A 15744-nucleotide genomic window follows, 5' to 3' on the forward strand; every position below is an offset into this window, starting at 1 on the left:
GGATTATCCTTTCAATCAAATTTGTTTTCAGCGGGATTTCTTGGAATCCCCCTCTCAAACATGAATCCATCCTACTATGGAAATGAATCCAGATCGTCTGGATCGATCGAATTGGATTGAAAACTACGACCGACTGGATCGAACTGGATGTTTTTTTAGAATTTTTTCTCTATATTCTCTTGGAGTGGTTCCCGTTTCCTTTTTAAATGCTTCATTGAAAGTAGATTTCGAGCCAAATCCAACGTCATAGGCAATGGCAAGAAGCGAACGGTCAGGTTCTTTTTCGATTTTTTCCTTCGCTTCCCTCACACGGTAATAATTTGTATATTGGTAAAAGCTTTGTTTGATCTCCGTATTTAAAAATTCGGAAAGTTGATGAGAACTTAGGTCGATTCTATCGGCTAATTCGCGAAGACTTAACTTTTCTTCTCGGTAAATCTTTTCCTTTTCAAATAAATCTTGGAGTTTGTTTCGGACTTCGTTATGATCTAACTTGGAAATCTGCGAAATTTTTGCCTTTTTTTCATCTTCTACAATTTTTCTAACTTCCAAAAAGAAATCTGGATAACTTTGTCTAAGCACATATAAAAAACACAGAAAAACTCCAATGGCAATTCCCGACAATTGGTGTGCCGTTTGCCCGCCCCTTGCCAAAGTGATGAGTCCATTGAAGGATAATGCCAAACAAAATCCCACGATGATGATTCCTATTTTTAATGTGTAATTTTTTCTAAATGTGCTCCAGCGGATTTGTTTTGAAATCCTTCTAAAAATACGAAGCATACACCAAATATAAATGAGAATGGTGGGCAAAACTAATAACAATGGCCTACTCAAAAAAGGGTTCAATCCAAGGTTTAGGTTTTCCAAATAATTTGTTTGGTTCCAAACATTCCAAAATACAATCAAAACAAACAAGCTAACCAAAGGAACAATTCGAAAGGAAAGCCTTCTAAAAGAACGAAATTTTCCTTCCAAGATTGTGAGAAAGTATTCATCCAAAAGAACACCAAGACAAGCTACAATTGGTAAATCGGTTAAGAATAAAGGATAGAGCCACCTGATTTTACCTGAAGAAATTAAGTAAAAGTTAAACAGTAAGTAACTGGTTCCGAGAAAGATGATCCCTAACAGGATTTGTTTTCTGTTTTTATGATAACTGAAAAACTCTCCAATTGCATAAAGAAACCCGAGTAAAGCAGAGAACAATAGGAAAAAATTCAAATATTCATTAAAATATTGGAAGGAGGAAGTCATAAATACACCACTCTAAAAACCGAAAAACCGCTTGATAGTTACATTTAGACGCGAAGTAGAAACAATCAATCATTACAAAGCTTTGATTTCAAAAGTAATAGAAATATTTTTCCTAAAAATTTAGCACAAGTTGTAAAACTTCGAACATAATTTGTCCGATTCGATCGAAACGGATTATTTTATAGGTAAGAATGGATCTACTCAGACGACTGTCTTTCGGACATAAGGTATCCTTTATTTAGAAAGAGGTACTCCATGTCTTTTGTCAGTTTAACATCCTTAAAACAAACAAACCTTAACAAAACAAATGATTCGGCCAATACAAATGAAATAGAAAATGAGAAACAAATCTCAGTTGATACGAGAAGTTCACTGCTCGAGCAAAAGATTTTTTTTCATAGCCAGCTTTCCATTGCAGTTTCTGCAGCAGATATGAATTTCTATTGGAAAAGATGTGATGTATTATCAAATTTTATATCTCAATTTTATTTCCATTCTTACGAAGCAAAGAAGTTAGATAAAAATGCAATCTCCACAATCATCAATGAACTTGTGGAAAACGCGGCGAAATATTCTGATAAAGAAAATAGCAAAATCCATATCGAAATCAAAGACCTAGGCACAGATCTGAGATTGGAAGTGAAAAATCGTGTTACCCCTTGGATGAAAGCCATCTTCGAAAACAAAATTAAAACCATCCAGGAAGGAGACATCAATCAACTGTATTTTGATGCTTTAGAATCTAGAAATAATGGAAGCGGATCAGAGGGATTGGGTTTACTTATATTACTAAAAGATTACCAATTAAAACTCGCTTATGAATTTTGCAAAACCGATGAGTCTGGCTTTGATCTTACCATTCGAGTTCATATCCCTGTTGAAAACTGCCAAAAGGATTTATTTTCTTAATACCTAATGGCAATACAAATTTCTGAATGGAATCTTAATTGAACTAAAAGGTTTTTAAAATTTCAAAAAAACCAGGGAAACTGGTGTCCACCCAACTGGTATCGTCGAACGATAGTTCGACGCCAGTTAGTTTAGATAGAATGGCAAAACTCATAGCGATCCTATGGTCCATAAAAGTTTCAATCGCAGAGGATTTGATTTCTTTCACTTCGCCAAATTCGTATCCATCTTTTGATTCATTCACTTTAATACCTAGTCTTTCTAGATTGGAGACCATCGATTGGATTCGGTCAGATTCCTTCGCACGTAGTTCTTCCGCATGTGAGATTTGGAATCCCCCTTCCGAAAACAACCCAGCAATGGTAAGAATTGGAATTTCATCTATAATGGAAGGGATCAAATCTTCGGTAATTACAGACCGTTTTAGTTTGGAAGGATATACAAGTAAGTCCCCAATCTCTTCACCACATTCTTGTCGTTTGGCGGTGATTTCAATTTTGCCACCCATATTTCTTAAAACAGTGATGATTCCCACCCTAGAAGGATTGAGTCCAATATTTCGGATTAGGAGAGGTTCACTCCCTCCCGCACAAAGCCCAAAAACAATATAAAAGGCTGCACTTGAAATATCACCCGGAATGACAAACTTAGCACCTTCAAAATGGTATGGCGGTTCCACTGTAAAATGAATCGGAGAATGGTGTTTAATCTTTCCCCCGAGAAATCGGATCATATTTTCTGTATGATCTCGCGAAACTTCTGGTTCTTTATAATCAATAGAAATCTCAGAGGCAAGAGCAGCAAAGACCAAAGCACTTTTGATTTGAGCCGAGGCAATAGGACTAGAATAAGAATAACTTTTTAATTGTTTGCCAGCGATACGGAGAGGAGCACGATCATTTCCTTCGACAGATACAATGTCTGCCCCCATTTCACGAAGTGGATTCATAATCCTTGCCATAGGGCGTTTACAAAGAGAGACATCCCCTGTCAGAGTGGCGGTGACCCCAGGTAGTCCGGCAAGGAGTCCCGCAGAGAGTCGGATCCCCGTTCCTGCATTTCCAAAATCTAAAACCCCAGAGGGAGATTTTAAATTTTCTTTTCCTGGGCTTTGTACAAAATAACTTCCTTTCCCTAAGGACTCCACCGAAAGCCCTAAACTGACAAAACTATTTAAGGTATGAAGGGGATCTTCTCCTTCTAAAAAACCATGAATTTCCGATTTTCCTCTGGCGAGTGCACTAAATAGTACGGACCTGTGAGAGATAGACTTATCTCCAGGGACATAAATTTCTTTTTTTGCACTTAATTTAATTTGGGGCTTCAACATGTTGTATTTTTCTAAAAAGTATTTTGCAATTTGGCGCTTCTTTAGTAGGTTTTGACGGAAACCCAAGTTTCGCAAAACGAACAAACAAATGCCTCTAGATACCAGTAAAAATAACCAAAAGATCCCAGTCAATCCAGGTGAAGTCCTTTTCATCGGAGGCAAGGCCTCAACTTCCATGAACATCCTCCACGAAGGATCGGTTCGAGTAGAAACCACTTTAGGTGATACCAGTATTGTTCTTTATAGTTTGGAAGGGGCAAACCTAACGCCAGGAATCTTTGCTCTCCTCGAAGGAACGCCATACCCCTATACCATTCGCGCCAAAACCTCTTGTGTTGTTTCCACATATGTAATGAACCAGGCCAATGCAAAAAAAACCCTCACTTCCAAAGTATCAGTGGGAGTTATGGCCGTTCGAACGTTACTTAAAGAAATTGGCGAGCTCTACAAACGAGTCCTCTCTATTAAAGGCCTAACCGCAAAATTCGAACAGACAATGGACAACTTAGGCGCTGTGTATTATATTCTTAACCCATCGATTTTTTCTGATGTAAACCCTGGGGGGCTCATCACTCGAGATGAAAATATCATTGATCCTGTAATGCGACTGATTAGAAACAATCTTGCTGGGTTCCAGGAACATGGTGGAATTTTACCGGACAAACCTACAGTACATTTTTTAGAAGAAGACCACGGTGAATTTTTCGAACGTAATTACGCCGAAACCATTGAATGGAGTGATGCGGAATTTCATTTCATAAGAAAAATTCTTTCGGTGAATCCAAAAATCTCACAGGCATTGTTTGAAGCAGATCCCAGTTTATTACAAAGTGCTGCGGAAAGTTATGTAAAAACCTATCGCGAATTATTCGATATATTGAATAAAGAAACCTCAGAGTTATCTGAAATGATGAACACGATGTTCTCTGGCGAAAATTCTCTGATTGAGAAATTTAATTTAACATTAGACCTATTCAATACTGGTTATTCCACAATTCCTTCTACCGTATTATTACCAATCACAGAATGGGCGCTAAAAAAATCCAAATCATTGTTAGATGAATACAAACAAATTTTTGGTTCTCCTTATGCATCCCTTGGCAATAACCTAGATAAACTAGAAACCAAACAAACTGAACTAATGGCAAAATATGGTCATGAACTTTCGGCGCAAAAAAATAAGGATGAAGCTAGCGCCCAAGGAAGTGAAACCATTCGAGCTGGAATCGATACCCAAGCACTAAAAGTCGAACTATTGAACTCGGCAAGTCAGATCTTAAACTATTCACAAGCGGATCCCGAATCGGTGAAAGAGTTTTCCACTCTAATGGTAAAACTAAAATCCTTTAAAAACCCATTGGACCCAGAACCAGACAACCGCAAAATTAGAAGAACTATTTCCAAAACCTACTGGGATGTTTATAAAAAATCTTTTTCCAAGTGGTTACAATCAGGGAAACAAGCACCAAAAGCCGTTGAACTTATGTTACGTTACGGATACTTTGATGAAAGTCTTCTAGATGAAGGCCATATTGTTGAATTGGTTAGTCGATTGTATCAAGGTGGAGGAAATCCGAGTGCGCCCATTCATTATGGAACCGATTGGCTAGAAAAAATCTACTCTCGCGAAGTCCCCACTTCTGTAGATGAACTTGGACAGACTTTTTTTGAAAAACTCAAAATGGATCTGAAGGATTCCGGCATCAAATCAGAAAAGGATATTCCACCCGATTATGATACGGGAGAGGCAAGACTTGGGTCAGAAATTTCCTCAATGTATGAACCAAACGTTCGTTTAACCTCTGGTAATATTGCAAGTCACTTTCCTATTCTAACAAAATACCATATTACAATTCCTTTGGAGAAATGTTTTGTTTCCAAAGAAGATGTAGAAAAGGCCCTTCAATATATCTTAAGCGTAGACTACACCGCTTTCAATAGGGAAGTCATCTATCGAAATGAAGAGATTGGAATCAAAAACGAATTTGTACAAAGATCGATTATCCCGGACTTTATTTTAGTCCCTTCCATTGGGCCTAAAATTATGATGTGGCAAGACCTATCTGTTTTTCGAGGAGCAGGTTCCAAAGAATCTAGAGGTAGGATTTGTATCCCACACTTCGTCACGGGAGACTTAAAGACTTTTATGTTGGAAGCCATTGCCGCTTTCCGTTGGGAACTTTGCAAAAATATACTTGGTCCCGATTGGAACAATGTGGGGATTCCTTCTATTACGGCAGATTACACAGATTATGTGCAGTTCTTCAAAAAGAGTAAGGATCTGTCACCAGAACTCAAAGAAAAAATCGCAGCTGAGTTCAAACGATTCCGAACAGACCGCGACAAATTCGCTTACGACTATTCCATGTGGATTCGATATGAAGCAGAAGGGGTACAGCGCGTCAACCGTGTGGTGCGCTCCATCTTCTACAGACATATTCCTTTCCACAAAAACATCAGAGAAAAAGTAAGTACGCAACCTGCCTATGCTGAACTTCATAACCGATTCAAAAACATTCGAACTCGCCAACATAAAGAATTCGAAAATAAATACAAAAAGTATATGGATGCCAGCGGAAATCTTCCCAAAGAGCTCTACGAGAATTTGACTTTTTACGAAGTTTAATTCTTGCCAACATCCATAGATGCAACATAATTGCATCTATGGAATCCATTCAAAAAGTCGAAGTCGCCATCATCGGAGGAAGTTTTTCAGGACTTTCTGCAGCCCTTTCCCTTGTTCGTTCTCTTCGCAAAATCATAGTAATTGATTCAGAAAAACCTTGTAACAAAACTACTCCGGCCTCGCATAACTTCCTAACCCACGATGGAGAATCTCCCGGAGCCATTCACGAAAAAGCACTCTCAGATTTAAAAAAATATCCAAACTTCAAACTCCAATTAGGTGAAGTTACCTCGATCAAAAAAAATGAGAAAGGTTACCTGTTAAAGGGAAATGGATTTTCTCAAGTGATCACAGATAAAATTATTTTTGCGACGGGCCTTAAAGATATTTTGCCTGAGATCCCTGGGTTTGCCGAGTCTTGGGGTAAGTCTGTCATTCATTGCCCTTATTGCCACGGGTATGAATATGTCGGGAATAAAACCGGACTCTGGATGAATGAACCAGGAATATTAGAACATTCAAAATTTCTAAATCACTGGTCAAAAGAGTTAACAGTATATACCAATGGACCGGTCCAGTTTTCTGAAGAAGAACAAAGCCTGTTAGAAAATGATGGTATTAACATTGTTACAGACTTGGTGGATGCACTGATTCACAAAGAAGGCCAAATTTCATCGATCAAACTAAAATCAGGTAATGAGTATCAGATCGAGGCACTCTACACAAGACTCCCAATGATACAACATTCGAAGTTACCGGAAGAAATTGGATGCAAACTTTTGCCAAGCGGACATATAGAGGTTTCCAATTTTTATGAGACAAATGTACCGGGTGTGTATGCAGTCGGCGACATGGCATCTATGTTTCGTTCGGTGGCGAATGCAGTCCACTCTGGAAACATAGCAGGTGCAATGCTCAACCGTGCGATGATTTTGTCTTAACTAAACTTCTTCTACAAAATAAGGTCTTGTGTATTCCCGAACGATCTCAACAACAAATCGGCCCCAGGATTTTGGGTCTTCCTGGGAAATATTGACCTGTTTGATTTTTGGAAAATACGCAGTGGGTTTAAAAACAGAATGGGTAAGTTCCAAGGCTCGCAAGTAGTTGTCCAATCGTTTTACTTTTACAAAATTGATGATTTCGTTTTGGATTTTTTCTTTGGGAAGATAACCTACTATGATCATCCGGGGGAAAAGGTTTTTTTTCAAAAGCCCAATAAAGTCTTCAAAACTATCCACTCGGTCGATAAAACCTTCGTAAGCCCCACCACCTAGGTTCATGATCTGTGTCACAATGTCCATAGAGAAGGAAACCCCTTCCATCGTAGACATGTCTGAGATAATCACGAGACCCTCATCCGGCTGGAAGACTTTGAACATATCCACACCCTTAAAATGGCGGCGCAGGAGTTTGGCAGCAGATACATCAATTTCCTGGGCTTTGGCAAGGAGAACCTTTCCTTGAGGGTCAAGAATGGGATCTCGCGTGATGAGATACCGCTTTTTCACGGCATTTTGGTTCATGACTCGAAAGGCCTTTACTTTTTCCTCGATTTCATCCAAGGTTGAGTAACCAATCTTGAGTACATTTTCCCTTTTGCGTTTCCCTATGTCTGTTTCTTCCATGAAAGCTTGGTGCCTAAATCTTTGTATTGCTTATCCTATGGTAATTCTAGCATTGTATAGCATATTTTTGTCTAAGGAATAGAATGCGGTTCAAATTTTCCCTTTTTCCCCTACTCTTATTCGTCGTCGGATGTTCCACAGTTGATTTTATCCCAGAACCCGATTTTCGGCCAAATGATTCCCGTTATAAGGTGAAATCATGGGAAGAAGTGGAAATTCTACGCGAGAGACCCAAACGGCTTTTTAAAATCGTTGGAGAAGTGGTCGTTCGAAATACAGAAGACCTCACTTGGGACGATTATGAACCGAGGGTGAAAAAGGACCTGTTTCGTAGAAAAATTGATGGTGTGTGGATGACGGAAAAAAACCAAAATACTGTGGATTCGGTGACTGTAGAAACAATGGATCAAAAAGGTCGATCTACAAACTCCTACTTACAAAAATCTAACCTTCCCTTTTGGAAGGGTTATGCTTATAGGTATAAATAGAACATATGCCAAGAATTTTTGACTCTGAAATTTATATATCTCCATCCGATGAGTGGATTTTCCGTGGAAACAAAATCGATAAAGAAGAAATTTTACAATACTTTCGCAACAATCTTCACGGTAACGAAAAGGGCGTTTATATAGAAAATCGATTTGGAGAACTCTCAGAACATGGATATATTCGTATCGATGGTTTCCCCTGCCATGTCCTCCATGTGGAACTGACCGATTCTGGAATGATTTTCCATACAGATGATGGAAGGAGTTATCCTTTTGGTGATTTTGAAATTTATGAAACTAGTGACGGTGGGCTTTTAGGACTTAGGTCTGCAGAAGAAAAAATCAAATACAGATTTACTTGGAATGCAGCAAGAGAACTATCCGAACATTTAGAAGAAGAGGATGGAACCACTTATTTGGAATGGAAAGGAGTCAAAATGGAAATTCCAAAATATTCGGGAGAAGTTTTGGTTCCTCTCCCGACAGATTATACTTAGTTAGATGGAGCTTCTTCGTCAGATTTTAACTCTCGCCAAAGATCGTTTGCTTCTGAAAAATCTTTTTTTAAACTCAATGCTTTATGCAAATATTGCAAAGATCTCTCCGGCCTATTCCATAACTTGTAGAGAGTAGCAAGATTAAAGTAAGAAATATGAGGAGCATCATTTCGTTCGCAACGAACGGATTTTTTTAACCAATAAACTGCTTCTTTGTCGTTTCCCATACGTAGCAAAAGAACACCTATTTCGTTACAAGGGTTGCCGTATTCGTGGTTAAGACTCACTGCTTTGTAATAAGAAGCCAGCGCATCACTCCACTGACCAAGTGCGTTTTGCACCAAACCTAAATAAAAATAGGCTTCTTCGGATTCTTCCAATTCTAAACTGGAACGAAGGTAGAATTCAGCTCGGTCTAGGTCACCGACTTTGAAATGGTCTTTTGCTAAATCTAAGGAAAGTTGGAAAGAACTAGAAGACAATGAAATCCTCGCCTGTTTTCTTTCATTTTCGGAAGACTTAAAAAAACTCAGTAAAAGATTTTTTTATTTTTTCAAAGACTGAAGCAACTCTTTTGCAATTTGCAAAGCGTTCAGACGGTAATGATCCAAAATCTGATTTCTTTCTCCGTGATGAATAGGCTCCGGTGGCAAAGCAAAGGTCTTTAAGAACTTTCCAAGGAGATCTGCTGGAATTTCATTCAAAAGGAATCCAGAGGCACCAGCATGGATATAACTTTCATCCAAAATCACAAACCTTTTGGTCTTTTGGATCTGCCCATGAACTAAATCTGTATCGTATGGGCGTAACCAAAAAAGATCCAAAACAGAAACAGAGATCCCATCTTGTTTTAAAATTTCAGCAACGGACTTCGCAATCGGTAACATAAACCCAACGGATAGAATGAGCAAATCTTCCCCTTCCAGAACCAAACGGCTTTTTGCCTTAGTAATAGGAAGTGGTGCTTCAAATTTTAACTCCCGTAAGTCGCCACTATCTTTTGGGAAGCGAATAGCAATGGGATGTTCTGTATAATCCTTCATAAAATGAAGGCTATCTATGATGTCTTGAGCCGAACTTGGGACAATGATATCCATATTGGGAAGTCCAGCCAAATAACCGAGATCTGATAAACCTTGATGAGTTTCCCCATCGGGACCAACAATCCCTGCCCGATCGATTACAAATCGAACTGGCAAATTCATAAGCGATACATCTTCGACAAGTTGGTCCATAGCCCGGGTTAGGAATGTGGAATAAATACACATAAAAGGAATGGCCCCACCACTTGTCATGGCACCCGCAAATGCAACGGAATGTTGCTCTGCAATTCCCACATCAAAAGTATTTTCTGGATAAGCCTCTTGGTATTCACGAAGTCCAGAGCCTTCGATCATTGCAGGAGTAATGACAGCAATTCGTTTGTCTTTGTCTGTTAAATCGGTGAGAGTTTTTCCAACTATTTTAGAAAGACCAATTTTATTGGAGTCGGAAGTGGCCATTTTTCCTGACTCTTTATTAAACGGTGTGACACCGTGGTATTTAATGGGATCGGCTTCAGCTGGTTTATAACCTTTTCCTTTTTGGGTTAGGACATGCAAAAGGATAGGTCCTTGGATTTTAGAAAGGTTTTGTAACATCTGAACCACGCGGTTCACATCATGACCGTCAATCGGGCCAAAGTACGTAAAACCCAAATCTTCAAAAAGTCCACCAGGACGCATCATAAAATGTTTAAAAGAAGTTTCCATATTATGAGCAAGCGCCTGTAAGGCGGGTCCAATGAGTGGGATCCATTTTAAAAAACTGTAAAATGCCGTTTTACCTCTGTTATATACTTGAGAAGAGATAATACGATTGAGATAATTCGAAATGGAACCAACGTTTTTGGAAATCGACATATAGTTGTCATTCAAAATGACAAGCATATTCGGTTTGATATGACCACCGTGGTTCATGGCTTCGAGGGCCATCCCTGTAGCGATGGAGGCGTCACCAATCACTGCTGCCACTTTATAATTTTTGCCTAGAAGGTCGCGGGCACAAGCCTCACCGAGGGCCTGGGAGATGGATGTTCCGGCATGGCCAGTGTTGTACAAATCGTATTCGGATTCTTCCCTTTTAGGGAATCCAGAAAGTCCCAACCATTTACGTACGGTGGGGAGTTCTTTTTTTCTTCCTGTCAAAATTTTGTGAGGGTAAGTTTGGTGTCCGACATCCCAAATGATTTTGTCTATCGGGGTTTGGAAAACATAGTGTAAGGCTACGGTGAGTTCCACAACACCAAGGTTACTGGCGAAGTGCCCTCCCACGTCAGAGAGGGTATCGATGATGTATTCCCGAAGGTCATGGCAAACCTTCGGGAGATCCGCTTCGTTTATCTTTCTAAGATCTTCCGGAAATTGGATTTTGTCGAGATAGGGATATGATGGCATGTAAACTTCATGTTGCCGCCTTTTGGAGAGGCCGCTTCATTTTCTCCATATCTTCTGGGTTTGTGATTCCAAGCAATTCGTAAATCCGAACAGGCTGTGTTTTTCCTTTTACTCGCACTAAGTCCAGTTCTCGAGCAACCACTCTGTCTTTCACTTTTTCGTAAGTGTATTCAGAAATAATCACATTTGTGGTGTACATTTTATTGGACCCTTCCAAACGGGATCCAAGGTTGATTGTATCACCCATACAAGTGTATTCCATCCTGTGTGAAGATCCCATGTTCCCGACAACGGCAGGGCCGGAATTAAGACCACATCCAATATCGATCACCGGAACATTACGTTCTGCCCATTTTTGTTGGAGGACTTTTAAATAATCGAGCTGTGCCAGTGCCGCCACACAAGCATAGTACGCATGGTCTTCCAAAGGAACAGGAGCTCCCCAAAAAGCCATGATCGCATCACCCATATACTTATCAATGGTTCCCTTGTATTCAATAATGATATCTGTCATGGCAGACAAATATTCGTTCAATAACTTCACCAAATCTTCTGGACCCAACTGTTCTGAGATGGTTGTGAACCCGCGTACGTCGGAGAAAAAAATGGTGATTTCTCTTTTGGATCCACCAAGTGCCAAGTTGTCCGGGTGTTTGAGGAGTTCATCCACAACGTCTTTGGATACGAATTTAGAGAACGTTTGTCGGATATATTTAACGTTTTCTTCTTCTGTTAAAATTCTAAATCCGATGATGGCCACAAAGACCACAATTTGTTCGATGGTAACGGAAGGAAGAACTGTAATGAGGTTGAAAGTTTGGAAAATATAGAGCGCAGCGACTACATAGAGTAAAAGCTGAGTCAACATAATCACAAAACCAATATGTGTTTTTACCCTTGGTTGTAAAAAACCAATCATCACACCAAGGCCAACATAAATCAAAAAGATTCCCCAGTTCGGCACTGTGGACAAAAAGTCTTGGTTTAAGATGGTATTGATCGCGTGTGCGTGGTGTTCAATTCCAGACATATCACCAAACGGAGACAAGTGGGAGTCTTTAGAAGCCCCGCGACCCGTAGCATAATACATTGCGACAAGAAAGATTTTGTTACTAATTTGATTTGCTTCGAGTAGTTCCGCATCCCAATCATTCGTAACCTCAAAAATTTCATTTTGTTTGAAGGAATAACGCCCACCCACGAAATTGATTTCCATTTGTCCTTCCCAATCAATAGGAATGACAACTTCTCTTTTTTCGTTCGGGACTTGCATGACATCCCTTTCTTCAAACTTACGTTCTTTGATGTTGAACTCTCTAATGATTTTTTTAGGGATGTTGGACAACTTCACATAATGCCCCATGTTGACTTCCACATCTCTTTGTACATCGATACCGTAGTATTTACATACAATGAGTAAGTCGATAGAAGGGAAATATTCCGTCTCTCTATCTCTTCCCGAATTATACACTTTTACGACAAGTGGCATCTTTCGATTCAAACCAGATTCATCTTTTTTTACGTTCGCAAAACCAAGACCAGCTGATAATTCTCCAATGGGTTCAATGGGAGGTTGTGGGAACTTGACCCAAGAGATCCCCGCATCGTTCTCATCGATGACATTTTTCAATTGATACTTACGAAGGATATCAATTCGTTTTTCCAAATTGAGAACCGCTTCTTTTGATTCTGCACTGACTTCCATAGGGTAGTCAAAGAGGACATTCCGGTTCTTTTGAAGAGCAGTAACCATCTCTTCCGTTTGACCGGGTTTGTAATCTACGAAAAAAATATCGAACATTAGAATGTTATTCGATTCTTTAAAGGTATCAATGATGTCTGCGTAATAACTCCAAGGAAGAGGCCACGTTCCCTGCAATTTTTCAAGTGACTCTGTGGTGATACCAATGATATTGATATCCTTACGAGCCTTAGCTGGTGGTTGAAATTGAATGTATTCGATGCGTCCAGTATCACCTTCACTTTCTGTTTTGGTATTGGATCCACGTAAAAATTGGAACCGAGTGGAAACAGAGTTTTCTTCCAAATCTTTCAGCGGTTGAAAAGTATTTACCATTGCATACATAAAAATGGCAATTACATAGGATAACCAAATCGCACCTGACTTCTGTTTGTCTTTTGAGACCTTTTCAATGGTTTTATATACAAAGTATGAGGAAGCAAGTAAGGCAAGTAAACCGCCAATGAGAAAGGAAAACTCGTATTCCCATCCTGTCATTACAACAGATATGATAACACCGAGTGAACCTAGGGTTGCGACGGTAACACTGAGATAGTCCAAAATCGAAAGCGATTTTGATTCTTTGTCGGACATAGAGCCTCTTTATTCGTTTGGGAATTTCCGACCATTTTCCCGGAATTTTTAAAGAGACTCAAATGTTTTTGGGAGATATAGGAAAAAAATTTAGGAAATGGATGCCCTAATCTTTGAAATGTAATCCGCCAATGCCAAAACTGCTTTAGAACGTTCTGCCCCATTATCTTCGATGATTCTTTGGATTGCAGAACCGATGATGATCCCGTCCGCAAACTGTGAAATTTGGTTGGCTTGGTCTGGAGTGGAAATTCCAAATCCAGCACAAATTGGCAACCGGATGGTATCTTTCAAAAATTTAATTCTCTCTTTTAAATCAACCGAGAACTCCCGTCTTTCCCCAGTCACTCCAAAGGACGTTACATAGTAAATAAACCCGGATGAAGTTTTGGAGAGGGCTTGGATTCTCTTTTTTTCAGAGGCCGGAGTCACCAAATGAATGAGATCCATATCTCTATTTTTTAGTTCTCGAAACAAAGTTTCGCTTTCTGCTGTATCGAACGGTAAATCGGGAATCACAAGTCCCACGATCCCAGAATCCTTGGCTCGGTCCAAAAACTTTGAAATCCCACAATGGTAAATGGGATTGAAGTAAGTGAGATACACGAGAGGAGTCTCTGGTTTGTGGTCATGGATGGCTTTTGTGACTCGAAAGATTTCATCGAAAGAAAAAACATTCTTTAAAGAACGAGCCACCGCCCTTTGTATGACGGGACCATCCGCCACAGGGTCAGAAAATGGGATTCCGAGTTCCAAAATATCAGCACCATTATCTAAAATGGTTTTTCCAAATTCAATGGAATCATTATAGTTTGGATCCCCTAATGTAAAATAGGGGATAAAGGCTGATTTAAATTTTCCGCTCTCAAATTGTGATTTTATTTTACTCATTTACTTCTTTCACCTAAAAGTCGCAAAACTTCCGTTACGTCCTTGTCGCCCCGACCAGAAAGACAAATGATGAGATCTTTTTTCTTTCCTAAATCTTTGGCAACATCACGTGCCACATGAAAAGCATGAGCTGTCTCTAAGGCAGGAATGATTCCTTCTACACGAGTGACTTCCAAAAAGGAATCTAGCGCCTGCTCGTCGGTTACCATTCGATAGTCCACTCTTCCTGTTTGAGAAAGGTAAGCATGTTCTGGTCCGACACCCGGATAATCTAACCCTGCGGAAACAGAATGAGCTGGAACAATTTGGCCAAAATCATCTTGGATGATGAGAGTTTTGGTTCCATGTAAAAATCCAGTTTTTCCGTATGTTAATGTTGCGGAATGTTCCCCTGGTTGGGAACCGAGTCCGCCAGCTTCTGCACCATAGATAGCAACTTGTTTGTCTTTTAAAAAGGCATGGAACATTCCAATGGAATTGGATCCCCCACCCACACAAGCCACGATCGCATTGGGAAGTTTTTTGTTGCGTTTTTTAAATTCTGCTCTTGCTTCTGATCCGATGAAGGATTGGAAGTCACGAACAATCGTAGGAAACGGATGAGGCCCAATCGCAGAACCAACAATATAATGAGTTGTGGATACATTGAGTGCCCAGTCTCTCATAGCTTCGCTGGTGGCTTCCTTGAGAGTGGCTTCTCCTGCAGTGACCGGAAGGATTTTAGCACCTAACATCTCAATTTTTTTAGCATTGAGGTTTTGTCTTTCCACATCTACAGCACCCATGTAAATAACAGTTTCCATACCAAACATCGCACCAACAGTTGCAGTGGCGAGACCATGTTGGCCCGCTCCTGTTTCTGCGATGATCCGTTTTTTTCCCATAAAACGCGCAATAAGTGCTTGTCCAATAGCATTATTAATTTTATGAGCACCTGTATGATTTAAGTCTTCGCGTTTGAGCCAGATACGAGCACCTCCCCATTGTTTGGTGAGGCGTTCTGCATAAGTCAAAGGACTAGGTCTTCCGACATAATTCTTTAAGTAGTATTCGAGTTCTTTTTTGAACTTTTTACTTTTCTTTAACTTTTGATAGGTGGATTCAAGTTCTTCTAATGCTTCCGTTAAAATCTCAGGAGAGTAACGGCCGCCGAATTCACCAAAATATCCAGGTAGGTTTTTGCCCATATATCCCATGATACGGGAATGGGCGAATATGAAAACTGCTTCTTTTGTAGGGGGTGGGGGTTTTTAGGTATAATCTCCCCGCCCTGATTGAACTGGGTGGGGTTAACCACCCGCCACCCAATGGCTTCCTTCTTTCACAAAGCCCTAATTCTTGCGACCCC

At 39.9% G+C, this 15744-nt stretch carries 13 protein-coding genes; 5 read left to right on the forward strand and 8 right to left on the reverse strand.

The window, feature by feature from the left end:
* Positions 1–123: 123 nt before the first annotated feature.
* Positions 124–1257 (reverse strand): AraC family transcriptional regulator, encoded by a 1134-nt coding sequence (locus tag ND811_RS12035; RefSeq protein ID WP_265352385.1) that lies wholly within the window; start codon positions 1255–1257, stop codon positions 124–126.
* A 255-nt stretch (positions 1258–1512) separates the two neighbouring features.
* On the opposite strand from ND811_RS12035, the gene ND811_RS12040 reads away from it, so the two are divergent.
* Positions 1513–2166 (forward strand): slr1658 superfamily regulator, encoded by a 654-nt coding sequence (locus tag ND811_RS12040; RefSeq protein ID WP_265352384.1) that lies wholly within the window; start codon positions 1513–1515, stop codon positions 2164–2166.
* A gap of 43 nt (positions 2167–2209) precedes the next feature.
* Here ND811_RS12040 and aroA read toward each other — a convergent pair whose 3' ends face one another.
* Entirely contained in the window at positions 2210–3496 is a 1287-nt protein-coding gene (gene aroA, locus ND811_RS12045; protein WP_265352383.1) for a 3-phosphoshikimate 1-carboxyvinyltransferase, read from the reverse strand.
* An 88-nt stretch (positions 3497–3584) separates the two neighbouring features.
* Between aroA and ND811_RS12050 the strand changes: the two genes are divergently transcribed.
* Both ND811_RS12050 and ND811_RS12055 read left to right on the forward strand, forming a co-directional pair.
* Entirely contained in the window at positions 3585–6122 is a 2538-nt protein-coding gene (locus ND811_RS12050) for a cyclic nucleotide-binding domain-containing protein (protein ID WP_265352382.1), read from the forward strand.
* A gap of 38 nt (positions 6123–6160) precedes the next feature.
* Positions 6161–7063, forward strand: a complete 903-nt coding sequence (locus ND811_RS12055; RefSeq protein WP_265352381.1) for an NAD(P)/FAD-dependent oxidoreductase — start codon at positions 6161–6163, stop codon at positions 7061–7063.
* Here the strand turns inward: ND811_RS12055 and ND811_RS12060 are convergent, their stop codons facing one another.
* Complete coding sequence (locus ND811_RS12060; protein WP_135574738.1) at positions 7064–7750, reverse strand: hypothetical protein; 687 nt, start codon at positions 7748–7750, stop codon at positions 7064–7066. It abuts the gene before it with no gap.
* A gap of 83 nt (positions 7751–7833) precedes the next feature.
* On the opposite strand from ND811_RS12060, the gene ND811_RS12065 reads away from it, so the two are divergent.
* Both ND811_RS12065 and ND811_RS12070 read left to right on the forward strand, forming a co-directional pair.
* Positions 7834–8238, forward strand: a complete 405-nt coding sequence (locus ND811_RS12065) for a hypothetical protein (RefSeq protein WP_265352380.1) — start codon at positions 7834–7836, stop codon at positions 8236–8238.
* Between the two features lie 5 nt (positions 8239–8243).
* The gene (locus ND811_RS12070; protein ID WP_265352379.1) at positions 8244–8735 is read left to right on the forward strand and encodes a hypothetical protein; all 492 of its coding nucleotides are present in this window, start codon (positions 8244–8246) and stop codon (positions 8733–8735) included.
* Here the strand turns inward: ND811_RS12070 and ND811_RS12075 are convergent.
* The 5 genes from ND811_RS12075 to trpB all read right to left on the reverse strand — a co-directional run bounded on the left by ND811_RS12075 (position 8732) and on the right by trpB (position 15583).
* Positions 8732–9217 carry a tetratricopeptide repeat protein gene (locus ND811_RS12075; protein ID WP_265352378.1) on the reverse strand — a complete coding sequence of 162 codons (486 nt, stop codon included), beginning with the start codon at positions 9215–9217 and terminating at the stop codon, positions 8732–8734. The two genes, ND811_RS12070 and ND811_RS12075, sit on opposite strands and share 4 nt — an antisense overlap.
* A gap of 63 nt (positions 9218–9280) precedes the next feature.
* Complete coding sequence (gene dxs / locus ND811_RS12080) at positions 9281–11170, reverse strand: 1-deoxy-D-xylulose-5-phosphate synthase (RefSeq protein ID WP_265352377.1); 1890 nt, start codon at positions 11168–11170, stop codon at positions 9281–9283.
* 7 nt (positions 11171–11177) lie between these two features.
* Positions 11178–13505: an adenylate/guanylate cyclase domain-containing protein gene (locus ND811_RS12085; protein ID WP_265352376.1), complete on the reverse strand. Its 2328-nt coding sequence runs from the start codon at positions 13503–13505 to the stop codon at positions 11178–11180.
* Between the two features lie 90 nt (positions 13506–13595).
* Positions 13596–14396, reverse strand: a complete 801-nt coding sequence (gene trpA, locus ND811_RS12090) for a tryptophan synthase subunit alpha (protein ID WP_265352375.1) — start codon at positions 14394–14396, stop codon at positions 13596–13598.
* Positions 14393–15583, reverse strand: a complete 1191-nt coding sequence (trpB, locus tag ND811_RS12095) for a tryptophan synthase subunit beta (RefSeq protein WP_265352374.1) — start codon at positions 15581–15583, stop codon at positions 14393–14395. Before trpB ends, trpA begins: the two co-directional genes overlap by 4 nt.
* Positions 15584–15744 lie beyond the last annotated feature (161 nt).

It is taken from the genome of Leptospira soteropolitanensis (assembly GCF_026151655.1).
In the GTDB taxonomy this organism is placed as follows: Bacteria; Spirochaetota; Leptospiria; order Leptospirales; family Leptospiraceae; genus Leptospira_A; species Leptospira_A soteropolitanensis.